This is a genomic window from Brevundimonas sp. FV1ye28, assembly GCF_058681135.1.
Genome location: NZ_CM178731.1, coordinates 1,384,610 through 1,408,958, shown reverse-complemented (window position 1 = coordinate 1,408,958; position 24,349 = coordinate 1,384,610). Strand labels below are relative to the sequence as shown.

The 24,349-nt window shown below is 65.9% G+C and carries 21 protein-coding genes and 1 tRNA gene; 13 read left to right on the top strand and 9 right to left on the bottom strand.

Going from position 1 to position 24,349, the window contains the following annotated elements; all coding sequences use genetic code 11:
* Position 1: 1 nt before the first annotated feature.
* Both ACW171_RS07075 and ACW171_RS07070 read right to left on the bottom strand, forming a co-directional pair.
* Positions 2-1,639 carry an alpha-amylase family glycosyl hydrolase gene (locus tag ACW171_RS07075; RefSeq protein ID WP_492096600.1) on the bottom strand — a complete coding sequence of 546 codons (1,638 nt, stop codon included), beginning with the start codon at positions 1,637-1,639 and terminating at the stop codon, positions 2-4.
* Between the two features lie 11 nt (positions 1,640-1,650).
* Positions 1,651-3,468 carry an alpha-amylase family glycosyl hydrolase gene (locus ACW171_RS07070; RefSeq protein ID WP_492096371.1) on the bottom strand — a complete coding sequence of 606 codons (1,818 nt, stop codon included), beginning with the start codon at positions 3,466-3,468 and terminating at the stop codon, positions 1,651-1,653.
* Positions 3,469-3,752: 284 nt separating this feature from the next.
* Between ACW171_RS07070 and ACW171_RS07065 the strand changes: the two genes are divergently transcribed.
* Both ACW171_RS07065 and pseB read left to right on the top strand, forming a co-directional pair.
* Entirely contained in the window at positions 3,753-6,533 is a 2,781-nt protein-coding gene (locus ACW171_RS07065; protein WP_492096370.1) for a TonB-dependent receptor, read from the top strand.
* Between the two features lie 267 nt (positions 6,534-6,800).
* Positions 6,801-7,802: a UDP-N-acetylglucosamine 4,6-dehydratase (inverting) gene (pseB, locus tag ACW171_RS07060; protein ID WP_492096369.1), complete on the top strand. Its 1,002-nt coding sequence runs from the start codon at positions 6,801-6,803 to the stop codon at positions 7,800-7,802.
* Here pseB and pseF read toward each other — a convergent pair.
* The 3 genes from pseF to ACW171_RS07045 are packed head-to-tail and all read right to left on the bottom strand — an operon-like array spanning position 7,796 to position 11,488.
* Entirely contained in the window at positions 7,796-8,488 is a 693-nt protein-coding gene (gene pseF, locus ACW171_RS07055; RefSeq protein ID WP_492096368.1) for a pseudaminic acid cytidylyltransferase, read from the bottom strand. The genes pseB and pseF overlap by 7 nt on opposite strands.
* Complete coding sequence (gene pseC / locus ACW171_RS07050; RefSeq protein ID WP_492096367.1) at positions 8,485-9,648, bottom strand: UDP-4-amino-4,6-dideoxy-N-acetyl-beta-L-altrosamine transaminase; 1,164 nt, start codon at positions 9,646-9,648, stop codon at positions 8,485-8,487. Before pseC ends, pseF begins: the two co-directional genes overlap by 4 nt.
* Positions 9,649-9,673: 25 nt before the next feature.
* Positions 9,674-11,488, bottom strand: a complete 1,815-nt coding sequence (locus ACW171_RS07045; RefSeq protein WP_492096366.1) for a tetratricopeptide repeat protein — start codon at positions 11,486-11,488, stop codon at positions 9,674-9,676.
* Positions 11,489-11,724: 236 nt separating this feature from the next.
* On the opposite strand from ACW171_RS07045, the gene pseI reads away from it, so the two are divergent.
* The 5 genes from pseI to ACW171_RS07020 all read left to right on the top strand — a co-directional run bounded on the left by pseI (position 11,725) and on the right by ACW171_RS07020 (position 15,839).
* On the top strand, positions 11,725-12,795 hold the full coding sequence (pseI, locus tag ACW171_RS07040) for a pseudaminic acid synthase (RefSeq protein ID WP_492096365.1): 1,071 nt from the start codon (positions 11,725-11,727) through the stop codon (positions 12,793-12,795).
* Positions 12,796-12,873: 78 nt separating this feature from the next.
* Positions 12,874-13,629, top strand: coding sequence for a crotonobetainyl-CoA--carnitine CoA-transferase (locus ACW171_RS07035; protein WP_492096364.1), 756 nt, complete (start codon positions 12,874-12,876; stop codon positions 13,627-13,629).
* Entirely contained in the window at positions 13,626-14,219 is a 594-nt protein-coding gene (locus tag ACW171_RS07030) for a GNAT family N-acetyltransferase (protein WP_492096363.1), read from the top strand. Before ACW171_RS07035 ends, ACW171_RS07030 begins: the two co-directional genes overlap by 4 nt.
* 23 nt (positions 14,220-14,242) lie before the next feature.
* Entirely contained in the window at positions 14,243-15,184 is a 942-nt protein-coding gene (locus tag ACW171_RS07025; RefSeq protein WP_492096362.1) for an ATP-grasp domain-containing protein, read from the top strand.
* Entirely contained in the window at positions 15,168-15,839 is a 672-nt protein-coding gene (locus tag ACW171_RS07020; RefSeq protein WP_492096361.1) for an HAD family hydrolase, read from the top strand. Before ACW171_RS07025 ends, ACW171_RS07020 begins: the two co-directional genes overlap by 17 nt.
* Positions 15,840-15,852: 13 nt before the next feature.
* On the opposite strand, the gene ACW171_RS07015 is transcribed toward ACW171_RS07020, so the two are convergent.
* Positions 15,853-15,944 (bottom strand) — tRNA-Ser (locus ACW171_RS07015).
* 166 nt (positions 15,945-16,110) lie between these two features.
* Here ACW171_RS07015 and ACW171_RS07010 point away from each other — a divergent pair.
* From ACW171_RS07010 to egtB, 3 genes are all read left to right on the top strand, one after another.
* Positions 16,111-16,416 carry an SCP2 sterol-binding domain-containing protein gene (locus tag ACW171_RS07010; protein ID WP_492096360.1) on the top strand — a complete coding sequence of 102 codons (306 nt, stop codon included), beginning with the start codon at positions 16,111-16,113 and terminating at the stop codon, positions 16,414-16,416.
* A gap of 81 nt (positions 16,417-16,497) precedes the next feature.
* Entirely contained in the window at positions 16,498-17,712 is a 1,215-nt protein-coding gene (locus ACW171_RS07005; RefSeq protein ID WP_492096359.1) for an acyl-CoA dehydrogenase family protein, read from the top strand.
* Between the two features lie 171 nt (positions 17,713-17,883).
* Complete coding sequence (gene egtB / locus ACW171_RS07000) at positions 17,884-20,040, top strand: ergothioneine biosynthesis protein EgtB (RefSeq protein WP_492096358.1); 2,157 nt, start codon at positions 17,884-17,886, stop codon at positions 20,038-20,040.
* 186 nt (positions 20,041-20,226) lie between these two features.
* Here the strand turns inward: egtB and ACW171_RS06995 are convergent, their stop codons facing one another.
* The gene (locus ACW171_RS06995) at positions 20,227-20,454 is read right to left on the bottom strand and encodes a con-10 family general stress protein (protein ID WP_492096357.1); all 228 of its coding nucleotides are present in this window, start codon (positions 20,452-20,454) and stop codon (positions 20,227-20,229) included.
* A gap of 96 nt (positions 20,455-20,550) precedes the next feature.
* On the bottom strand, positions 20,551-20,697 hold the full coding sequence (locus ACW171_RS06990) for a hypothetical protein (RefSeq protein WP_492096356.1): 147 nt from the start codon (positions 20,695-20,697) through the stop codon (positions 20,551-20,553).
* Positions 20,698-20,796: 99 nt separating this feature from the next.
* On the opposite strand from ACW171_RS06990, the gene ACW171_RS06985 reads away from it, so the two are divergent.
* A complete protein-coding gene (locus ACW171_RS06985) occupies positions 20,797-21,090 on the top strand; it encodes a hypothetical protein (protein WP_492096355.1) in 294 nt (97 codons plus the stop codon).
* Here the strand turns inward: ACW171_RS06985 and ACW171_RS06980 are convergent.
* The gene (locus ACW171_RS06980) at positions 21,087-21,788 is read right to left on the bottom strand and encodes an MBL fold metallo-hydrolase (RefSeq protein ID WP_492096354.1); all 702 of its coding nucleotides are present in this window, start codon (positions 21,786-21,788) and stop codon (positions 21,087-21,089) included. The genes ACW171_RS06985 and ACW171_RS06980 overlap by 4 nt on opposite strands.
* Before the next feature lie 179 nt (positions 21,789-21,967).
* On the opposite strand from ACW171_RS06980, the gene tig reads away from it, so the two are divergent.
* Together tig and ACW171_RS06970 are read left to right on the top strand one after the other, a co-directional pair.
* On the top strand, positions 21,968-23,311 hold the full coding sequence (gene tig / locus ACW171_RS06975; protein ID WP_492096353.1) for a trigger factor: 1,344 nt from the start codon (positions 21,968-21,970) through the stop codon (positions 23,309-23,311).
* A gap of 94 nt (positions 23,312-23,405) precedes the next feature.
* Positions 23,406-24,302 carry a hypothetical protein gene (locus ACW171_RS06970; protein ID WP_492096352.1) on the top strand — a complete coding sequence of 299 codons (897 nt, stop codon included), beginning with the start codon at positions 23,406-23,408 and terminating at the stop codon, positions 24,300-24,302.
* Positions 24,303-24,349 lie beyond the last annotated feature (47 nt).

Sequence of the window (24,349 nt, the reverse complement as noted above, 5' to 3'; positions counted from 1 at the left end):
CTCATCCGGTCGGCCCGGACAGGATCAGTCCCGCCATCGGCACCAGCGAGCCGGAGAAGGCGTCCGTCTGGTTCACCGCCTCGACCACGGACCAGCCGGCGGGCGGCGTCCAGGCGACGGAATCGTGCCCCAGGTTGAAGGCGCAGAGCAGGGTCTCGCCATCGCCCTCGCGGCGGAACAGCAGAAGGTCTCCGGTCCGCTCCAGCATGGTCATCGAGCCGATGCGCAGGGCCGGGTGGCTGTGGCGCAGGGCGATCAGGCGACGGGCCAGGTGCAGGGTCGAGTTCGGGTCGCGTTCCTGCGCATCGGCGGCCAGAGCGCGGTGGCGCGGATCGACCGGCAACCAGGGCTCGTGCTCGGAGAATCCGGCGAACCCGTTGTCGGTCTTCCACGGCATGGGGGTGCGGGCGCCGTCGCGGCCGAGGGTGTCGGGCCAGTTGGCGATGGCTTCGGGATCGACCAGCCGCTCGAACGGCACATCGGCCTGGGGCAGGCCCAGCTCTTCGCCCTGATAGATGAAGACGTTTCCGCGCAGGCACATGAGCAGCAGCAGCGCCATCTCGGCGAAGGCCTTGGGGTCGCGCCCCTCGGCCCAGCGCGACACCGCGCGCGGCGCATCATGGTTGGAGAAGGTCCAAGACGGCCAACCCTCGCCCTCGGTGCCCGGCCACATGGCGGGTCCGCGATCGACCAGATCCGTCGTCAGCTTGTCGGCGTAGAGATAGAGGAAGCCGTAGGCCGAATGCAGGCGATCGGCGCCCTCGGTGTAGAGGTGCATCTCCTCGTTGGCCTTCTCGCCCCCGACCTCGGCGACCAGGAAGCGATCGCCCGGATAGGCGTCGGTGGTTCCGCGCAGGCGGGTCAGGAACTTCAGGATGTCGGGGTGCGACTGGTTGTGATCGTGGTGCTGGAAGTCGAACGGGCGAGTCCGCTTGCCGGGCGTCAGGACCGGCGGATTGTCGGTCAGGGCCGGGTCGTGCATCGAGAAGTTCAGCGCGTCGCAGCGGAAGCCGTCCACGCCCCGGTCCAGCCAGAAGCGGGCGACGGCCAGCAGCGCCTCCTGCACCTGCGGGTTCCTCACGTTCAGCTGCGGCTGCTCCTTGAGGAAGTTGTGCATGTAGTACTGGTGCCGGCGCGCATCCCAGGTCCAGGCCGGACCGCCGAAGACGGACATCCAGTTCGAGGGCGGCGAGCCTTCCGGTTTGGCATCGGCCCAGACGTACCAGTCGGCCTTGGGATTGGTCTGGTCCTGACGGCTCTCCTGGAACCAGGCGTGTTCGTCGGAGGTGTGGGAATAGACCTGGTCGATGATGATCTTGAGACCCAGCGCACGGGCCTTCTCTACCAGCCGGTCGAAGTCCGCCATCGTGCCGAAGATCGGATCGATGCCGACATAGTCCGAGACGTCGTAGCCGAAGTCCTTCATCGGCGAGGTAAAGAAGGGCGAAAGCCAGATGCCGTCGACGCCCAGGGACGCGATGTGCTCCAGGTGTGCGGTGATCCCCCGCAGGTCGCCGACGCCGTCTGCGTTGGTGTCGGCGAAGCTGCGCGGATAGACCTGATAGATGACGGCGCCGCGCCACCATTCCCGCGCAGGCGCGACGCCGCCCGAGGCGAGGGGGTGCAGGTCTTGGCTCAGGGGTTCAGCGGTCAACGCACACCTTCGGAAGAACAGATTACGTAATCGAGCGCAGGCACGGTGACCCGGACGCTGGCGGGGGCGGTCGCCGCCTCGGGGCAGGCACCGTGCGAAGAGGACCAGTCGGCGGAGGCGGCGTCCACCTCGATGTTGGCGGTGATGGGAGTCGTCGAGGTGTTGTAGACGATCAGGGTCTCTCCGGCTGCGTCCGGGATCCGGCGCGAGACTGCGAACAGGCCCGGTTCCTCGGCCGCGAAGCGCACGGTCTGAAGCCCCCGCCGCAGCCGGACGTCGGCCTGTCTGATGCGGGCCATATCGGCGATGGCGCGGTACAGCGGTGCTTCGGTCGAGAAGGGTTGCTGCGCCCCGCCGACGATGCGGTCGTCGCGATAGGAGGCGACCCTGGTCTCGAACATGTCCTGTCGCGCGCCGCCGTATCCGCCGTCGCCGGTGAAGCCCTGCTCATCGCCGTAGTAGATGGTCGGGGCGCCGCGACTGAACATCATCATCGCGTGGGCCAGGGTCTGGCGCGACAGCAGTTCGGCGTCGGAGATGTCGGGCTTGGCCTTGGTGATGAAGCCGCCGATCCGGCCCATGTCGTGGTTGCCGAGGAAGGTCGGCAGGCCCATCGCCCCGACCTCGCCGCCTTCGTAGAGGGCGTCCGACGCGAAAACCTTGGCCAAGCGGTCGGGCGGGACGTCGCGGGCGACGATGTCGGTCACCGTGTACTGGAAGCCGAAGTCCAGCACCGCCGGATAGCCGTCGACGCGAGTGAAGCGCGCCGTCACCGCCGGATCGACGTCATAGACCTCGCCGAAGATGTGGAAGTTGGGGATGCCGTTGGCCTCGGCGCGCGCCAGCATGGCGGGGACGAAGGCCCGCCAGAACTCCGGGTTCACATGCCGGGCCGTATCGATGCGGAAGCCGTCGACCTGATAGCGATCGATCCAGTCGCCATAGATCTCGATCATCCCTTCGACCACGCGCGGGTGTTCGGTCATCAGGTCGTCGAGCCCGGCGAAGTCGCCGTCGAGCGAGCTCTCGCCACGGAAGGTCGTGTCGCCCCGGTTGTGATAGAAGGCCGGGTCGTTCAGCCAGGCCGGAACCTTGACCGTCTCCTCGCCCGCCGGGACGTAGGGCGTGTAGGCGTAGTCGTCACGCGTCAGCCGATCGAAATTCCAGCCGGTGAAACCGTCGTTGATGGCCTCGCCATCCACGCCGCCGCGCCGGGTGTAGGGATAGTCCGCACGGCTGCGGTAGGCGCAGTCGTTGGCCGGGCACTCCCGGTATCGGATCACGTCGGCCGTGTGGTTGGCGACGATGTCCATATAGACCTTCATGCCGCGCGCATGGGCCGCCTCGACCAGGGCGCGCATGGCCGCCTCGTCGCCGAAGTGGGGATCGACGCGGGTGAAGTCGGTGATCCAGTAGCCGTGCGATCCGGCGAACTCACGCCCCGGTTCGCCCTGCACCGCCTTGTTCTTGAAGATGGGGGCCATCCAGATCGCGGTCGCGCCCAGCCCCTGGATATAGTCCAGACGCCGCTCGATCCCGGCCAGATCGCCGCCGTGATAGAAGCCCTCGTGGGCGGGGTCGAAGCCGTGGTCAAGACGACCGCCGGGAATATCCCCTGTGTCGTTGGCGGCGTCACCGTTGTCGAACCGGTCGGGCAACAGGAAATAGATCACCTCATCCTGCGGCAGGCGCGCGCGATACTCTGCCTGCGGCGCGGCGATCTGGGCGACCGCGGTGCTCGAAAGCAGGGCGGCGACGACGCCCAGGGCCATGCTGCGGGCCCGGCCGAGTCCGCGACGGGATGATGGGGTCATCGCTTCGTTCCTCCTTGATGCCGCCGAATGCAAAGCCCGGCAGTCCTCTTTGCAAGATTTTGCAGGCCTGCCGTCCCCTGTCAATGCGGCAACGGCAACGCCAGATCGTCGCACCTGTGGGCATGTTGCACCGCAATATCGGGCTTGCCGGCTGGATTTGTGCCTGGTCTCAATTCAGCCGGCTGCATTACAGGCTTGCAACATCGCGCAGAGTTTGCATATTTTTGCGCAACTGGTCCGCATCGCTTCACAAGAATCGCGAGACGACCGCAGGGAGGATGACGATGATCAACCGCTTCAACACGCGTGCGCGTCTGATGGCCGGAGGCGCTGCGGGCGTTCTCAGCCTCTTGGCTTTCGCCGGGGTCGCTCAGGCCCAGACCACGCCGCAGGACGACGATTCGACCCAGGTCGAAGAGATCATCGTCACCGGCATTCGCGGCTCGATCGCATCCTCGATCGCCGCCAAGGCGCGCAACACCTCCATCGTCGAGGTCATCACGGCCGAGGACATAGGCAAGCTGCCCGACGTCTCCATCGCCGAATCCCTCGCCCGCCTGCCGGGCCTGACCGTCCAGCGCCTGGACGGTCGTGGTCAGTTGATCTCCATCCGGGGCCTCGGTCCCGACTTCACCACCGCCCTGTTGAACGGCCGCGAGCAGGTCACCACCGGCGACAACCGCGGTGTCGAGTTCGACCAGTATCCGTCGGAACTGCTGAGCGGCGTGACCATCTACAAGACCCCGGACGCCCAGCTGATCGGTCAGGGCCTGGCCGGCACGGTCGACCTGCAGACCATCCGTCCGCTGGCCTATGGCCGTCGCGCCATCGCCGCCAACGTCCGCTACGAGCAGAACGACATCGGCGCCCTGAACTCGGGCACCAGCGACAACGGCGTCCGCTACAGCGTCTCCTATATCGACCAGTTCGCCGACGACACGATCGGCATCGCCCTGGGCTACGCCCACATCGAGAGCCCGTACCAGTCCGAGCGCTACAACAGCTGGGGCTATCCGACGACTGCGGCCGGCGACTTCCTGCTGGGCGGCTCCAAGCCCTACGTCATGTCGTCGGAGCTGGAACGCGACGGCTTCATGGGGACGGTCGAGTTCCGTCCCAACGACCGCTTCCACACGACGATCGACGGCTTCTATTCGGAGTTCCAGAACACGCAGATCCTTCGCGGGATCGAGCTGCCGCTGGCGTGGGGCGGTTCCTCCGGCAACTGCCCGACCCAGGTCCAGACCGCGACCTGCCGTCCTGGCCCGGCCCTGCGCGCCGGCGCCACCGTCACCGATGGTTTCGTCACCGCCGGGACGTTCGACAATGTGAAGGGTGTCATCCGCAACGACGTCAACACTCGCGAGAGCACGATCACCTCGCTGGGCTGGAACACCGTGTTCGACGCCACGGACGACTGGTCGTTCATGGCCGACCTCAGCTACTCCAAGGTCGAGCGCAACGATGTGGTGCTGGAGACCTATGCCGGCACCGGTCGTGACATCGCGGGCGCCCTGGACACCATCGGCTATCGTCTGACGGAGGACAATTCCGCCGTCTTCACCCACACGCTGAACTATGCCGATCCGAACCTGATCCGACTGACCAGCCCGCAAGGCTGGGGCGGGGACATCATCCCCGGCGGCCAGGACGGCTATCTGAACACCCCCACGGTCGAGGACGAGTTGAAGGCCCTGCGCCTCGAAGCCCGTCACGAGATCAGCGACGGCGGTCCCTTCTCTTCGATCAAGTTCGGCGTGAATATTTCCGAGCGCGAGAAGAGCTTCGTCAACGACCAGTTCTTCCTGGGCGTTCCAAACGGGGCCTCGGCCGTCGTGCCGACGGCCTTCCTTCTGCCCTCGACCCAACTGACCTATCTGGGTCTGGGTCCGGTCATCAGCTACGACGCTCTGGGACTGGTGAACTCGGGCTTCTACAACCGGGTCCGGAACCCGAACGCGGACGTCCGCTCAGGCAACTGGGAAGTCACCGAGAAGGTGGATATCGGCTACGTCCAGCTGAACATCGACCATATGCTGGGCTCGCTCCCGCTGACCGGCAACCTTGGCCTGCAGTACGTCGCCACCGACCAGAGCTCGAACGGCTTTGCCGCCTCCGGCACGGGCGCGACCACCGTTTCGACCGCCGTCACCGGCGGCGCTGAATACCAGGAGTTCCTGCCCGCCGCGAACTTCATCCTGCAGCTGCAGGAGGACATGTACCTGCGCTTCGCCGTGGCTCGCACCCTGGCCCGGTCGCGCATGGACGACATGCGCGCCTCGCGGAACTTCGGGTTCAACGTGACCTTCAACACCCCGGCCGCGCGTCCCGACGTGAACTCGCCGTGGAGCGGCTCGGGCGGCAATCCGGAACTGCGTCCGACCATCGCCAACGTCTATGACGTCTCGTTCGAGAAATACTTCGCCGACCGTCAGGGCTATTTCTCCATCGCCGGCTTCTACAAGGATCTGGAAAGCTTCGTTTTTTCCAGCAATCAGATCTTCGACTTCACCGGCTATCCGTCGGGCGGCGTTACGCCGGTGATCAATCAAGGCGTGGTGTCCGCGCCTGACAACGGAGAGGGTGGCTATATCTCCGGCGTCGAGTTCGCCCTGTCGGCGCCGTTCTCGATCCTCCACCCGGCGCTGGAAGGCTTCGGCATGCAGGCTTCGGTCTCGCAGACCTCGTCGGAGATCAAGCCTGACGGAAATGCCGCCACCCCGCTTCCGGGTCTGTCTGAAACTGTCGCCAACCTGACCCTCTATTACGAGGCGAACGGCTTCCAGGCGCGGGTTTCGAACCGCTACCGTTCCGACTTCCTCGGTGAAGTCGCAGGCTTCGGCAACGGCCGCACCCTGCGCACCGTCGCGGCCGAGAACGTCGTCGACGCCCAGCTCGGCTACGAGTTCCAGTCGGGCCCGCTGGAAGGCGCCTCGGTCCTGTTCCAAGTCAACAACCTGACGGACGAGCCCTTCCAGACCTTCCAGAACGGCGATGAGCGTCAGGTCATCGACTATCAGACCTATGGCCGGACGTTCCTGATCGGCCTGAACTACCGCTACTGATCCCAACCTCGACCGTCCCGGCGCCCCGCCGGGACGGACCTCCTCCCTGAGGCAAACTGGCCGTGCGGGCGACCGCGCGGCCTTTTCTCGTTCGGACCGTCCGGGGCGGGCGTCGGTCCAGGTTCGGGGCGTCCGATTGACAGCACTGTTGAATCACCCCGTTCTCGGATCGCGTGCGGTGAGAGCGCCGGATCGATAGGCAGTCACAGAGCCTTGCGTCAGGGATGCCGATTTTCGCAGCACCAGCTTGAGGCATCCGAGACCGCCATGTTCGACGACAAATCGGTTCTAATCACCGGCGGTTCTGGGTCGTTCGGGCGCATGTACGTCCGCACAATCCTTGAGCGCTACAACCCCAAGCGGGTGATCGTCTATTCGCGCGACGAGCTGAAGCAGTTCGAGATGCAGCACGAGTTTTCGGACCCGCGCATGCGCTTCTTCCTCGGCGACGTGCGTGACAAGGAGCGGCTGATCCAGGCCACGCGGGGCGTCGATTTCATCATCCACGCGGCGGCGATGAAACAGGTCCCGGCCTCCGAATACAATCCGACCGAATGTATCCGCACCAACATCAACGGCGCGGAGAATGTCATCGCGGCGGCCCTGGCCAACGACGTCGAGCGCGTGATCGCCCTGTCGACGGACAAGGCGGCCAGTCCGATCAACCTCTACGGGGCGACCAAGCTGGTGTCGGACAAGCTGTTCGTCGCCGCTAACAACATGTCGGGCAGTCACCGCACCCGCTTCTCGGTGGTGCGCTACGGCAACGTGGTCGGATCGCGGGGGTCGGTCCTGCCGCTTTTCGAAAAACTGATCGCCGAGGGCGTGGAGTCCCTGCCGATCACCGACCCGCGCATGACCCGGTTCTGGATTTCACTGCGCCAGGGCGTGGAGTTCGTCCTGACCAATTTCCAGCGGATGCACGGCGGCGAAATCTTCATCCCGAAGATCCCATCCGTCCGCATCACCGACCTGGCTGAGGCCTTGGCCCCGGGAATGCCCACCCATGTCGTCGGCGTGCGGCCGGGCGAGAAGCTGCATGAAATCATGTGCCCGACCGACGACTCGCACCTGACCTATGTGTTCGACGACCACTATGTGATCGCGCCCACGATTCGCTTCCACAACGGCGACGCGGACTTCGGGCATAACCGGCTGGGCGAGATCGGCGAGCGTGTCACGCCCGGTTTCCAGTACGATTCCGCGACCAACCCCCACTTCCTGACCGTCGAGGAAACGCGAGCCTTCAACGCCCAGGCGGCCTACTGAGCCGATCGGGCCAGCATCTTCAGTTCGGCCAGTCGCCAGTCGCTCAGGGTGTCGATATCCTGGGCCTCCATGGCGTCGATCACGAAACTGCCCGCATGCCCGGCGAAGACCGGCTGTCTGGTCACGCAGACCTCGCGCGTCATCCAGAAGAACTGAGCCGCGTCGTGATAGGCGGGCTCCAGGTCCTGAGACCGGCTGGCGTAATGTTCCGGCTGTCGCATCTCCGTCCGGCCTGACGCGTCGCGCCGCAGGGCGCGCTGGATCGGATAGCCGAAGGCGACAACGGGAAAGACGGTGTCGAAGCCCTCGGCGTCCATCAGATCGGCAGCATGCTTCAGCGTCGAGGCGCGGAGCAGGGGCGCGGTCGCCAGGATGCAACACAGGCGATCGAACCGCTGGCCGGCCGCCTCGTAGCGCTCGAGCACTTCGGCTGTCACGTCGAGGATGATCGCATGGTCGTCGGCGGTTTTCGCGCTGCGCAGGAAGGGGACGTTCGCCCCCGCCGCACGCGCCACCTCGGCGATCTCCTCGCTGTCGGTCGACACCATCACCGTGTCGAACAGTCCGCTTTCGAGCGCCGCCTCGACCGACCAGGCCAGCATGGGCTTTCCGCAGAAGTCACGGATGTTCTTGCCCGGCAGCCGTTTGGAGCCGCCGCGCGCGGGAATGACGGCCAGCGACTTCACGCCGCTCCCTCGCGCGCCAGACTGTGGACCGCAGAGATGACGCGTTCCACCTCTTCGTCCGTCATGGCGGAGAACAGGGGCAGGCTGAGCGCCCTATCATAGTAGCGATCGGCGGCGGGGAAGGGGGCCGGCTCGCCGTAGGTCTGGCGGTACCAGGGCTGTCGCGGGACGGGGATGTAATGCACCTGAGAGCCCACACCCTGGGCGGCCAGGGCGGCCATCGCCTCGGGCCGGGACAGGCCGATGCGCTCGAAGTCGATCTGGACGACGAACAGGTGATAGCCGATGCGGCTTGTATCGCGAGGGAGCGGCGGACGAAGCCAGTCCAGCCCCGCGAACGCGGCCTGATAGCGATCGATGATCGCAAGCCGGCGATCGATGAAGCGGTCCAGCTTCTTCAACTGGCTCGAGCCCAGGGCCGCCTGGATCTCGGTCATTCGATAGTTGAAACCCAGCATCTGCTGTTCGTACCACCAGTGGCCGGGGCTGTCGGACAGGCGCGCGGGATCGCGGGTGATGCCGTGGGACCGCAGCATCATGAGGCGTTCGTACAGGTCCGGGTCGTTGGTCGTGACGGCGCCGCCTTCGCCGGTCGTCATCGTCTTGACGGGATGAAACGAAAACACGGTCGCGTCGGAGTGTCGGCAGTCGCCCACCTTGCCGTCCGCATGTTCGGTGCCGATCGCGTGGGCGGCGTCCTCGACGACGCGGGCCCCGGTCTCTTCGGCCAGTTCTCGGAAAGCGGCCACGTCGGCGGGCCAGCCGGCGAAATGCACCGGCGCGATGACGCGCGTCCGTTCCGTCATCGCCGCCCGCGTGGCTACGGGCGACAGGTTCAGGGTCTCGGCGTCTATATCGGCGAACACCGGCGTCAATCCCACATAGGCCATGGCGTTGGCCGTCGCGACGAACGTGATCGGAGAGGTGATCCCCTCGCCGGGGCCGAGATCCAGAGCCGCCATGGTCAGATGCAGGCCAGCCGTGGCGTTGCTGACGGCGACCGCGAACCGGGCGCCGACATAGGCCGCCAGCTCGGTCTCGAACCGGCCTGTCGCGGGGCCCTGGGTCAGAAAATCGGATCGCAAGGTCAATAGGACGGCACGCTCATCGTCCGCGTCGATCCATTGGCGACCGTAGGGGATCAAGGGTTCGGAACCCATCGTCAGCGTCTCCGCGTCCGTCGCATCAGACCGCGATCCTCGCGCCTTGGCTCTCCGGCCCGAGTTCCTCCTGCAGGACGTCGGCCATCTGCTGGATGACCGGCTCCCATTGATCGAAATGCTGGGCATGGAAGACGCGGACGGACGGATAGCTGGGCTGTTGATCGGTGCCGAACCCGGTCCACGAGCCTGGACCGGCGCTGAGCCAGACACGCGCGCCCACTGCGGCCGCGAGGTTCGTCGTCGCGGTCGAAGGCCCCATGACCGCGTCCAGCGCGGAACAGAGCGCGGCCAGATCATCGAGGTCCTGCTTCAGGTCGATACCCGGCGGGGTCCAGATATCGAAGCCCTGCGCCTTGGCCGCAGCCAGGTCTTCTTCGGCGTTGGCGTACTGGAGGTTCACGAAGCGGACGCCCGGCGTTTCGAAAACGGGGTTCCACAGCGCCAGGGGCGAATAGTGGCGATGGCGTCCGCCGGTCATCTTCATGCTCTTCCAGAGCACGCCGACATAGGGGCCCGGTCCAGCGTCCTCGAGCACCTCGCGCCAATGGGCGACGCGCTGCGGATCGGGCACGAGGAAGCCACGATCGCGGGGGAAGGCGGCGAGGGTGGTGCGGAAGCGGCGGAAGAGGCTGGCCAGCGGGGTCCACAGGTCGACCGGCGGCTGGGGCTCGCGCAGATCGACGGTGCGGTAGAAGACGCCCATGTGGCTGACGCTCCGGTGCGCGAAGACCTCCGCGCGGGGGAAGCTTCGCTGGAACAGCGTCACCAGTCTCTGCTCGACGGCGATCAGCAGACGGCCATCGGCGCCGAGGGCCTCCAGCGTATCGTTCACGACATTGGCGAACAGGACCTCGTCACCCAGCCCCTGTTCGCCGTAGATCAGCAGGGTCTTGCCGTTTAGGTCGTCTTCCGGCGCCCAGCGTTTGCCGTAGGCCGTGAATCGAACCGAGCCTTCCAGCGCCGGATCGAAGCGCGCTTCGTAGGTCTCGAAGCCACCGGCCAAGTCACCGACGAGCAGTTGGGTCAGCGCCTTGGCCATGCCGATGGTGGCGACCTCGTTGGGATCGGTCAGGCCCTGGACGGCGATGTCCATATCCTCGATGGCCCTCTGGGGTTCACCGAGAGAGACCAGGCAGTTGGCGCGGTTGTAGCGCGCCTTGTAGAAGCCCGGATCCAGCCGAAGCGCCTCGTCGTAGAACACCATCGACCCGGCCGTGTCACCGCTCTCGCTCAGGACGGTGCCCAGGGTGTTCCACAGAACGGGACGTTCGGGATAGATGCCGAGCGCGTCGCGCAGCACGGTGATGGCTTCGCCATACCGGCTCTGGTCGCGCAGGACGCAGGCCAGGTTGTTGGTCGCTTCTTCGTTGCCTGGGTTGGTCGCCAGGAAGCGTTGCAGCAGCTTCTCGGCGATCTCGTACTGACCGAGCCGGTGCGCCAGGCGGCCGATGTCGTTGGCCACCGCGACGTCGTCGGGAGCCAGTCGAACGGCGGCTTCATAGGCGGTGAAGGCCTTGGTGAGTTCGCCCTGTTTTTCGAGCGCGATGGCCAGCATGTGCCACGCCAGGACGTTGTGCTCATCCAGTTCGAGGGCCTTCAGGAGCGTCTCGGAGGCGGCGACGTAATCCAGTGCGGCCAGGGACTGCAGGCCGGTCTTCAGCAGGCCCAGCATCTTGCGCTGTCTGGCCTGCGCCTTCGACGACAGGGTCACCGTCCCGCGAGTTTTGCGTTCGTTGGCCTGCTTCAGACGCGCGAGCGCTTCGGCCGAAGCCGAATCGCCCATCAGCCCCTCGAGCGCTGGTCTCGGCGGCGCCGTAAAATCCTTCAGCTGGGTCATCAAACACCTCGTCGAGCGGCGCACAGTCGCGAAACAGGGTTAACGTCGCCTTTCGTGACCCTGCACCGATTCCGCCCGTCGCGCCGGTTGCCCCGGCCGGGACCGGATCCCGCCGCCGGTCCGCTCGGCCGATGGTCGTGTTCGCGAGCCGGAAAAAAGCTGCCGGAAACGCCGAATTGGGTGATCTTGCTAACAACCGGCGGGGTATCGTCGCGTCGTGATTCAGGAATCCAGTGATGCCTAGGGCTCAGACGATATCCATTGCGGGGCGGGCCATCGGGCCGGACCATCCTCCCTATGTCGTCGCCGAAATGTCCGGCAATCACAACGGGGACATCCAGCGGGCCTTCCGCATCCTGGACGCAGCCAAGGCGGCCGGCGCCGATGCGGTCAAGATCCAGACCTATCGCGCCGACACCATCACCATAGACCATTCCGGCCCCGGCTTCGTCGTCGAGGGCGGGCTGTGGGACGGTCGGCGGCTGTTCGAGCTCTACGAAGAGGCCCACACGCCCTGGGACTGGCATGGTCCCATTTTCGATTATGGCCGCGAGATCGGGATCACAGTCTTCTCGTCGCCCTTCGACGCGACCGCCGTGGATCTTCTGGAGACCCTGGACGCGCCGGCCTACAAGATCGCGTCGCCGGAACTGATCGATCTGGCCCTGATCCGCACCGTCGCGCGGACCGGGAAGCCGATCATGATGTCGACCGGCATGGCGACGCTGGAGGAGATCGGCGAGGCCGTGGAAGCGGCGCGGGGCGCCGGCGCGACCGAGATCGTGGTCCTGCATTGCACGGCCGCCTACCCGGCGCCGCCCGAGGAGGCCAACCTGACGACCATCGTCGAGATCGCGCGTCGCTTCGACGTGGTCGCCGGTCTGTCCGATCACACCATGGGCACGGTCGTGCCGGGCATCGCCATCGCCCTCGGCGCCGACGTGATCGAGAAGCATTTCACGCTCGACCGTGCAGAGGGCGGCGTCGACAGCGCCTTCTCGCTCGAGCCCGCGGAACTGGCCGAACTGGTGCGCAACGCCCGGATCGCGCGGCAGACGGTCGGGTCGCCCGCCTTCGCGCCCACCGCGTCGGAAGCGACCGTCCTCAAGAACCGGCGATCCCTCTATGTCGTGGCGCCGGTCGCCAAGGGCGAGGTCTTCACGCTCGAGAACCTGCGCTCGATCCGGCCCGGCCTCGGCATGAAGCCCAAACATCTCGACGCGGTGCTCGGCCGTCGCGCGGCCCGCGACCTCGCCTTCGGGGAGGCCCTGGCCGCTTCGATGATCGAAGGCGGGTTCGAGGCGTGAAGACCGAATGCGCAGCGAGGGACATCTGCGGATGACCGACCCGCGCCTCCGACCAAAGGCCGAACAGGAAGACCAGACATGACGGACGATCGCGCCATTCACACCCTGGTTGGATCGACGCAAGGCGAGACCGAGCGCAAGCGGGCGATGGTCGACAGGCTGCGCACGTCGCGTGTGCCGGACGGCGAACTGCTCGACAACCTCGGGCTCTACCTGACCCGCCAGACCCTCTCGCGGATCAACTTCATGCAGCAGCTCTACGCCATGATCCTTCCCGTGCACGGGGTCATCATGGAGTTCGGCGTGCGCTGGGGTCAGAACATGGCCCTGATGTCCAACCTGCGGGGCATCCACGAGCCCTATAACTACAATCGCAAACTGATCGGCTTCGACACCTTCGAGGGCTTTCCCTCGGTCGCGCCGGAGGACGGCGGCGGGGTGAAGCCCGGCGACTATGGCGTCGCGGAAAACTGGAGGGAGGAGCTGGAGGACATTCTGGCCTTCCACACCCAGAACGCGCCCATCCCGCACAAGATCAAGCACGAGCTGGTTCAGGGCGACGCTACCCTGACCCTGCCGGCCTATCTCGAGCGGCATCCCGAGACGGTCATCGCCATGGCCTATTTCGACTTCGATCTCTACACGCCGACCCGCGACTGCCTCCAGGCGATCCTGCCGCACCTGACCAAGGGCAGCGTGCTGGCCTTCGACGAGCTGAACATGCCCGAGTTCCCCGGCGAGACCCTGGCCCTGAAAGAGGTGCTGGGCCTGTCCCGCTATGCGATCCGACGCGATCCCTCCAATCCGCTCGCCTCGTGGCTGGTCGTGGAATGACCGACGGGCGCGGTCCCTATCGCGTCATGCGTCAAAGGCCCGTCCTGGGTGACGGATCGATCCTCGTCCGGGCGATCGAGCCCGAGCATATCGAGCTGATCCGATGCTGGCGCAACGCGCAGATCGACGTGCTGAGACAGACGCGGCCCATCACCACCGAGGAACAAATCGCCTATTTCGAGCGGGCGATCTGGCCCGACAAGGAGGTCGATCAACCGGCCAACATCCTGCTCGGCCTGTTCCGGAATGACCGGCTCATCGGCTACGGCGGGCTCGTCCACATCGCTTGGGACTATGCCCGAGCAGAGGTCTCCTTCCTGCTGGATTCAGAAATCGCGGGAGACGACGAAGGGGTCTCGATCCTGTTCGCGGCATGGCTTCGCCAGATGCAAAGCCTCGCCTTCGACGATCTGGGTCTCTCCCGGCTGACGACCGAGACCTATGCGATGAGGACCCTGCATCTGCGCGTCCTAGGCGAGGCCGGCTTCCGACAGGAGGGCCTGTTGCGGCAGCATGTCCGGGTGGGCGGGCGTCCGATGGATGCCGTGGTCCACGGCTGCCTCGCTTCCGACATTGAGCGTGCCGGATGACGGGCCTGCTGGGATCCGTCCTCATGACCAGCGCGGGAAACAAGATTCCCTGCCTGCGAGCCATGCGCGAAGCGGCCCGGCGCATCGATCCGAAGGCGACCATCGTAGCCGCCGATATCGATCCCGACGTCGCCAGCCGCCATCTCGCCGACGATTTCTGGCTCATGCCGAAGCTTCAGACGCTCGATCTTGAAACAATCGTGTCCGAGTGCCGGCACCGCGACGTCCGCACCATCCTGCCCACCCGGGACGGGGAACTGCCATTCTGGGCGGGCCTCGGACCGGCGCTGCTGGCCGCGGGCATTTCCGTGATCGTGTCTCGACCCGAGAGCGTCGCCCTGTGTCTGGATAAGCTGGCCTTCGCGGAATGGGGGGCGGTCGAAGGTCTGCCCGTGATCCCAGCCTCGCGAGACCCGGACCACTACCCTGGCCGATCCCTGGTGGTGAAGGAGCGCTTCGGTGCGGGCTCACGATCGATCGGCATCGACCTGACGCCTGCCGAGGCCCGACGACATGCGACCGATCTCGCCGACCCGCTGTTTCAGCCTCTGATCCCAGGCTTTGAGATCAGCATAGACGCCTGGCTGACATCGACTGGAGCCCTGCATGGACTGGTCCTTCGCAGACGCGACCGTGTCGTGAACGGAGAAAGCCAGACGACGACGACCTTCCGCGACGCCGGGCTGGAGACGCAGGCTGCGGCCGTCCTCGAACGGCTCGGCCTGTCGGGCCCTGTGGTGATGCAGGCCATCGTCACGGACGCTGGCCTCGCCGTCATCGAGGTGAACGCCCGTTTCGGCGGCGCTTCCACAGCCTCCCTCTCGGTGGGGCTGGACCTGCTTTACTGGTCATTGTTCGAGCGCGTCTGGCCGGACGCGCCCTTGCCCGACTTCGATCGACGACAGGGCGAGATCCGACAGATCCGCGTCTCAGAGGATATCGTGATCCGTGATCCTGATCTTTGATCTCGACGACACCCTTTACGACGAAAGCCGGTTCGTCGACGGAGGCCTGGCCGCCGTCGCACGGTACGGCCAGGACCGTTGGGGGTGGGATACCGGCCGGTCGCTAGACACCCTGCGCGAGATTCTCGCTCGGGAGGGGCGAGGCAAGGTCTTCGATCGATGGCTCGAAGAGCATGACGCCTGGTCGCGCGGTCGGGCGCGCGATTGCGTCCAGGCCTACCGGTACCACCGACCTGAAATCGAGTTGTTCCCAGCCGGGCGGCGCATGATCGACAGGTACCGCCCAAGCGGTCCGCTCTACCTGGTCACGGACGGGAACAAGATCGTCCAGCGCAACAAGGTGGACGCGCTCGATCTGTGGTCGGACTTCAAGAGGGTCTTCATCACCCACCGCTTCGGCGTCGCCGCCTCCAAGCCGTCCACCCACTGTTTCGAGCGTATCAAGGCCGAGACCGGCTGCGCCTGGCGCGACATGATCTACATCGGGGACAATCCGGCCAAGGATTTCGTCAACCTGAACCCGCTCGGCGTGACGACCATCAGGGTCCTGACCGGCATCCATAGAGGGGTGGCGGCGTCCGCCGGTCACGACGCCCTGTTCACCATCCCGGACCTGGACGCCTTGCCGGACGTGCTGGCCCGACGCTTTCCCTAGTCGGCGAGGGGTCTGGCGGAGACGGAGGGATTCGAACCCTCGATACCCCTTACAGGGTATGACGATTTAGCAAACCGTTGCCTTCAGCCACTCGGCCACGTCTCCGGCAGGCAGGCCAGATAGCGGAGGCCGCGACCCGGCGCAATGCGCTGAGAGGCAATGTTTTCGGATTGGTCGATGCGACCCGTCGTCTGCTTTCCCTGACGTGATCTTGTGACGTCGGCTGCGGAGGGATAGGCATTCGCTTCCACCGTCCTAGGGAGACGACATCATGGCCGATCTGGCTCAAGTCACCGAACACATCCGCGGCGCCGTCGGCGACAACTCCGGTCTGGGCAAGACCGTGAAGATCGACCTGGGCGACCAAGGTAAGATCTTCATCGACGGCGCGTCCGTGCCCAACACCGTCACCAACGACGACAAGCCGGCCGACGCCACCGTCTCGATCACCTGGGACGACTTCATGGCCCTGTCGGAAGGCAAGCTCGACCCCATGATGGCCTTCATGCAGGGCAAGCTGAAGATCGCCGGCGACATGATGATCGCCCAGAAGCTGGCTCCGCTGCTGAAGCGCTGATGGCTCGCTGACAAACAAGAAGACTGAAACGGCGCGGTCCATGCGGATCGCGCCGTTCGCATATCGGGAAGGAAAACGACCATGGACTTCAGGCATTCGGACAAGGCCCTGCACTGGCAGGAGCGGGTCAATCGCTTCCTCGACGATAAGGTGGCGCCGCGCGCCGCCGACTACTGGGCTGATATTCACCGCGACCACACGGTCCAGTCCCCGACCATGGAGGCCCTCAAGGCCGAAGCGCGCGACGCCGGCCTGTGGAACATGTTCTTGCCGGGCGATCACGGCGCGGGTCTGACCAACCTGGAATACGCCCCGCTGGCCGAGGCCATGGGCCGCGCGGGTCTGTGGACCCCGGAGGTATTCAACTGCAACGCGCCCGACACCGGTAATATGGAGGTGCTCCATATGTACGGGAACGAGGCCCAGCAGGCGCGCTGGCTGAAGCCCCTCATGGCGGGGACCCTGCGCTCGGCCTTCCTGATGACCGAGCCGGCGGTGGCGTCCTCGGACGCGACCAACATCCAGACCTCGATCGTCCGTCAGGGCGACGAGTATGTGATCAACGGCCGCAAATGGTGGTCGACCAACATGGGCCATCCCAACGTCGGCATCGCCATCGTCATGGGCAAGACCGACACCGGTGCCGCAACCCACCAGCAGCAGTCGCAGGTGCTGGTGCCCACAGACACGCCCGGCTTCCGCGTCGAGCGGATGCTGACGGTGTTCGGCTATGACGAGCGCCCCATCGGCCATGCCGAGGTCGTGCTGGACAACGTCCGGGTGCCGATCGAGAACCTGATCGCGGGCGAGGGCAGGGGCTTCGAGATTGCTCAAGGGCGCCTCGGGCCGGGCCGCATCCACCACTGCATGCGCGTGATCGGCGCGGCCGAAAAGGCGCTGGAACTGATGTGCGAGCGGTTGCTGAACCGCACCGCCTTCCGCAAACAACTGGCCGAGCATTCGGTGTGGGAACAGCGGGTCGGCGAGGCGCGCACCAATATCGAGATGTGCCGCCTGATGGTGCTGAAGGCCGCCTGGATGATCGATCAGGCCGGGGCCAAGAACGCCAAGTCCGAGATCGCCCAGATCAAGGTGGCGGCACCGCGGATGGCGCTACAGATCATCGACGACGCCATCCAGGCGTTCGGCGGGGCGGGCGTTTCCGGCGATACGCCCCTGGCCGAGATGTACGCCACGGTGCGGACCCTGCGTCTCGCCGACGGCCCGGACGAGGTGCACAACCGCACCATCGCGCGCCTGGAATACGCCAAGCACGGCGGCAAGCCCGTCCGCTGATCCTGAGCTTTCCTCGACCGGACCAAGGCGCTCGACCCTTGACCTCGGCCTGCTGCCACTTTGTGTCAGCAGGCCGACACAGCCGGCCTTGAAGGCAACGAAACCGGAACAGATGTGTTAGCCCGACGCGGGCGACCAAGGGGGCTGTCCCGCGCAGCTGGAGCGTGTCCGATGAAAGCCTTTGCGCACGTTGCGTCGCCTGAAGCCGATCATCTGGCCCGGTATCGCGACGTTCGGGCCGCCATGCCCGCCTTGGCCGAGGGGCTGTCTGCCGAGGATCTGGCCGCCCAGTCCATGCCGGACGCCAGCCCCGGCAAATGGCATCTGGCCCACACGAGCTGGTTCTTCGAAGCGATGATCCTGGCGGTCGAGCCGGGCTATCGTCCGGTCGATCCCCGCCTCCAGCAGATGTTCAACTCCTATTATGAAAGCCTCGGTCGTCGGGTTGAACGGCATGAGCGCGGGCTGATGACGCGGCCGTCGCTGGATGAGGTCCTGGCCTATCGCGCCGAGATCGACCGGCGCATGGCCAAGCGGATCGAGCAGGGCTTCGACGGTCTCGAGGACTATCTGTTCGTCCTCGGCCTGCATCACGATCAGCAGCATCAGGAGCTCTTCCTGATGGATCTGCTGAACCTAATGTCGAAATCGCCGCTGGACCCGGCCGCCTATGACGCCGGACCGCGTCCCGCCGGGCCGCTTCAGGCGGGCAGGGGCGGTGCGACGCGCTTCGAGGGTGGTCTGGTCGACATCGGCCACGACGGCGCCGGCTTCGCCTTCGACAACGAGGGGCCGCGCCATCGGACGTGGCTCGAACCCTTCCTGCTGGACCACGACCTGGTCACCAATGGCCAGTGGCTCAAGTTCATGGCTGACGGCGGCTACGCCCGGCCGGAGCTGTGGCTCGCCGACGGCTGGGCGGTGGTGAAGGCCGAGGGATGGAACGCGCCCCTTTACTGGCGCGAAGATGACGGCCAATGGACCGTGCTGGGCCTGACCGGTCGGGCATCGGTCGATCCGGACGCGCCGGTGCGCCACATCAGCGCCTACGAAGCCGACGCCTACGCTCACTGGGCCGGCAAGCGCCTGCCGACCGAGGCGGAGTGGGAGAGCGCGGTGGCCACCGCCCCCGACGTCTTCTCCAACCTGTTCGGCGAGGTGTGGCAGCACACCTCCAGCGCCTACTCCCCCTATCCCGGCTTCAAGCCGACCGAGGGGACGGCGTCGGAATACAACGGGAAATTCATGGCCAACCAGCGGGTCCTGCGCGGGGGCTCGTTCGCCACGCCGCCGGGACATACGCGGTCGACCTACCGCAACTTCTTTTATCCTCATCAAAGGTGGGCCTTCATGGGTTTGCGACTGGCGTCCGACGCCCCGGCGGGCGAACGCGCGCGCGTCGAAGATCTCGAGACCGCGCGATTCCGCGCCGAACTGGTCGCAGGCCTCTCGCGGCCGCAGAAGGCCGTGTCGCCCAAATGGTTCTATGACGCCGCCGGCTCGGACCTGTTCGAGGACATCACCCGACTGCCGGAATACTATCCGACGCGTCAGGAGGCCGGTCTTCTGCGGACCATGGCGCCCGGCCTGACCGAGCATTTCGGTGATGACGCCGTCCTGGTGGAGTTCGGCTCCGGGGCCAGCGAGAAGACCCGCATCCTCCTCGACTCCGCCCCCACGCTTCAGGCCTATGTGCCGATCGACATCAGCCCGGACGCGCTGAATGCGGCCGCCGCCAGCATCGCCAAGGCCTATCCTCAGATGGAGGTGGCCCCGATGGTGGGTGACTTCCTCAACCTGGCGCCTCTGCCCGAACTGGGTCGCGGCCGTCGGGTCGGCTTCTTCCCGGGATCCACAATCGGCAATCTGGAGGCCGATCAGGCCGTGGCCTTCCTGGCCAATGCGCGGGAGCGGCTCGGATCGTCGTCCCTGTTCATTCTCGGCGTCGATCTGGTCAAAGATCCGGCCGTTCTCGTGGCCGCCTACGACGATGCCCAGGGGGTGACGGCCGCCTTCAACAAGAACCTGTTGGTGCGCGCCAATCGTGAGCTGGGGGCCGACTTCGATCTGGACGCCTTCGACCATCTCGCCGTCTGGAATGCCGAGCAGTCGCGGATGGAGATGCACCTGCGCGCCACCAGGCCGATGCAGGTGCGGATCGGGTCCTTGGTGATTCCGTTCGAGGCCGCCGAGACGATCCATACGGAGAGCTCACGCAAGTTCACCCAGGCCTCGGTCACCGCCCTGTCCGAGGCGGCCGGCTGGCGCGTGGTGTCATTCCAGCAAAGCCCCGACCCATCCGTTGCCCTGGTGCTGCTTTCGGCTTGACGGTTTGCGGGGTTCGCCCCTTCGCTCCCGGCCGTCGCTTGGACGAGGGGGAGCCGACCCTTACGCCCTTGTCTTTTTCGTCCGTTTCGTCCGCATTTTTTCGTCCGGACGATCGGACCCACGCAAAGAAAAAGGGGCGGCCCGGAATGTTCTGGCCGCCCCTCTATTCACTCAATCGTCCGAAGCCTATTCGGCCTGGCCCTCGACGTCGTCGGGGCGGCGCGAACCGTGAGACGCCTCACCGCCCTTCCGACCGGCTTGAGCGGCCAGGCTGCGATCTTGCGAGAAGCTGCGCTTCTCGCTCGGGACGCTGGCGCCGCCCTTGCGCGCGATCTCTCGCTGGCGTTCCGGGTCCATCGAGGCGAAGCCTCGTTTGGAGACTCCTGAGGGACGGGTGGGCTGACCTTGGGCCATGCGAGGCTCCCTTTCGACTTGTATGCTGGCGGTTGCAGAAAGAACCCCGAAGCTTCGTGGCGGTTCCAAAGCCGCATGATTTCAACCGTGTGCGAATCAGTCAGCGCCTGGCCTGTCGACCTCTCCGTCATTATCGCCAGGCTGGGGCGGCACTTCGTCGGGCGTGCCTGCGGGATCGATTTCAGGTTGCGGCGACGGCGTCAGCGGCGGGGTGATCTCGGGCTGGGGGGTGGGGTCGGTCATGGTGCGCTCATTCCTCTGTGAAGGGTGTCGCAGATCGGAACCGTCGCGGGCCGCCCGGGTTCAATCGAACTGATCACAAGCCCGGCAGGAGCCCCTCAAATGACTGACATCAACCCGACCAATCTCAGCGCCGAAGACATCCTCGACGACGCCGACGACCGGCGCGCCCGCCTGGATCGCGAAGGCGACCTGTGGATGGCCGATGCGGAAGGCCGCAGCTTCGCCCGCGACCAGGGCCTGCGTCAGGCCGTGAAGTCGGATATCGGGACGGGCCGCGACTGGGCGCGCGAACGCGCCTACCTCGCCCGCACCCGGATCGAGGAAAAGCCCTTGAAGGCCACCGTCTACGCCTTGGGCGTCGGCGTCATGATCGGTCTTCTGCTGCGCCGTTAAGCCGGCCCGGTCGGCTCACGAGACACGGGCGCTCGCGCCACGGCCGCATCCGACACGAAGGGGTTGGTTCTCCGCTCCTCGCCGAAGGTCGAGATGCCGCCGTGGCCGGGCACGAAGGTCACGTCGTCGCCCAGCGGCCACAGCTTGGTCACCACCGACCGGGTCAGGGCCTCGGGGTCGCTACGCGGAAAGTCCGTGCGCCCGACCGAGCCCTTGAAGAGGACATCACCCACCTGGGCGAACCGGGCGGCGCGGTTGAAGAAGATGACGTGACCCGGCGTGTGGCCGGGGCAGTGGGCCACCTCCCAGGTCGTCTCCCCCAGCGTCACGGTGTCGCCGTCGTCCAGCCAACGGGTCGGAACGAAGGTGCGCGCATCGGGGATGCCCCAGCGCTGGCCATGCTCCGGCAGGTCGGCGATCCAGAACTGGTCCTCCGGATGCGGGCCGATGATCGGCGCACCCGACTTCTCGGCCATCTCTGCCGCGCCCGCCGCATGATCGAGGTGGCCGTGGGTGATCCAGATCTGCTCCAGCGTCAGGCCGCGTCGCGCGACCTCGGCGATGATCTGGTCGACCGACCCGCCCGGATCGATCACGGCGGCCTTCATCGTCGCCGTGCACCAGACCGTGGTGCAGTTCTGCTGCAGCGGGGTGACCGGCGTCACGAAGACGCCGACGGGGGAGGGGCTTTGGGTCATGCCACCGACATAGCGAGCCTGGGCGTCAGGCGAAACCGCCTCCGCGTTGACCTTTTGGGCCCATCTCATCATAAGGGCGGGCTTCGAGGCGCCGCTCCGGATGGGGCGGCCCTTTCTGCTTTCACCATCTTCGCGCGCGTCAACGACCAGACGCCGCCTCAGAGCGTCAGAACCGTCCCATGCAAGTCGTCCAAAACACCACCGAAGGCCTGAGCCGCGTCATCACCGTGACCGTCCCGGTCGCCGAACTGAACGCCAAGCTGGACGCCAAGCTGGCCGAGATGGCCCCGAAGATGAACCTGAAGGGCTTCCGTCCCGGCAAGGTGCCCGTCGCCCACGTCAAGAAGACCTTCGGCCGCGACATGATGGGCGAGATCGTCAACGACACGATCAACGAAACCAGCCAGGCCGCCCTCGACGAGATCAAGGTCCGCCCCGCAGCCCCGGCCGACATGAAGCTGACTTCGGACATGGACAAGGTCCTGGCCGGCTCGGACGACCTCGCTTACGAAATGTCGCTGGAAGTCATGCCCGACTTCACCCCGGTCGATCCCAAGACCCTGAAGTTGGACCGCCCGGTCTACGAGGCCTCGGACGAGGATCTGGACGAGGCGCTGAAGGAACTTGCCGGTCAGGCCAAGTCCTATGAGGACAAGAAGGGCAAGACCGTGAAGGCCGCCGACGGCGACCAGGTCACGATCGACTACCTCGGCAAGCTGGACGGCGTCGCCTTCGACGGCGGCACGGCCGAAGACGCCGACCTGGTGATCGGTTCGAACCGCTTCATCCCCGGCTTCGAAGAGCAGCTGAAGGGCGCCAAGGTCGGCGACGAGAAGACCATCGAGGTCACCTTCCCCGAGCAATACCAGGCCGCCAACCTTGCCGGTAAGCTGGCGACCTTCGACATCAAGGTGAAGGCGATCAAGGCCGAGGCCGAATCCGTCGTCGACGAAGAGTTCGCCAAGCGCATCGGCCTGGAGTCGCTGGACAAGCTGAAGGACCTGCTGCGTCAGAACCTGAACCAGCAATACGCTGGCGCCGCCCGCTTCAAGCTGAAGCGCGCCCTGCTGGACCAGCTGGACACCGCCCACTCCTTCGACCTGCCGCCCAAGATGGTGGAAGCCGAGTTCGACGGCATCTGGCAACAGGTCGAGGCCGACAAGACCGCCGGCAACCTGACGGAAGACGACGCCAAGAAGTCGGACGACGAGCTGAAGGCCGAGTATCGCAAGATCGCCGAGCGCCGCGTGCGCCTGGGCCTGGTCCTGGCCGAGATCGGACGCGCCAACAACGTCGGCGTCACCGATCAGGAACTGAACAACGCCATCATGGCCGAAGCCCGCAACTATCCGGGCCAGGAGCGCATGGTGCTGGACTTCTACCGCCAGAACCCGAACGCCGCCGCCCAGATGCGCGCCCCGATCTACGAAGAGAAGGTCGTCGACCTGATCGTCGAGCTGGCCACGGTCACCGACACCAAGATCAGCAAGGAAGAGCTGCTCAAGGACGAAGACGAGGCCTAACCCCCTTGTCGGCCGACTGACCCGCCGCTAGCTTCCGCTTCTTGTTTGAGTTGTGGGGTTTCGCGTGCTGGTTTCGGCTTTATCGATCGCGCTGATGCTGGCAGGGGCGCAGACCGCCCCGCCGGCATCGACTCCCCAGGCCCAAGATCAGGACCAGGCGACGACCCTGTCCACCATCAAGGTCGAAGGCCAGCGGCGCACGGCCTATAACGCCGCCCGCACCTTCGCCAACGAGATCCTGATCACCCCGCCCCGGCGCGGTATCGCCCGCTGGCAGACCAGCGAACCGATCTGCCCGGGCGTCGTGAACATGCAGCGCGATGTGGCCCAGGCTCTGGCGGATCGGATCGTGGATCGGGTGCTCGAATTTGGACTTCAGGCGGGCGAGCCCGGCTGCAAGGCCAATGTCATCATCATCGGTGCCGATGACGGGGCCGCCATGGCCAGCAGCCTGATCGAGGATCGGCCGACCGCCTACATGACCGGCGTCGCCGGAACCTCGCTGACCTATCGCGCCCTGAACATCTTCCGCACCTCCGATGCACCGGTGCGCTGGTGGATGCTGACCCTGCCGCTCGATGCGAGGACGGGTGAGCTTACCGTTCGCTCACGCAACGGGGGCGACGCGCCGACGCGCCGGATCGACGGCGCCAGCCGCCTCAGCAGCCAGGACATCAACGCCATCTTCCAGGTCATGGTCGTCATCGATGTGAACCGCATCGGGACGGTCGATGTGGGACAGCTCGGCGACTACATCGCCATGGTTTCCCTGGCCCAGGTCGACGCCGAGGCCGAGGTGGCCGGTTTCGAGACCGTGCTGAACCTGTTCGATGATCCCACGAATTTGTCCGGCCTCACCGACTGGGATCTGACCTATCTGCGCCAGCTCTACGCTGCGGATTTGAACGTCCTGCGCAGCTCGGCTCAGGTCGGCCGCATCGCCGGTGCCATGGCCCGCGCCGAGGAAGCAGCCGCAGAGACCGAAGACTGATCGGCATTTGCGCGCGGTTCGGCTTGTATCGCTTGCGCCGGACCGCA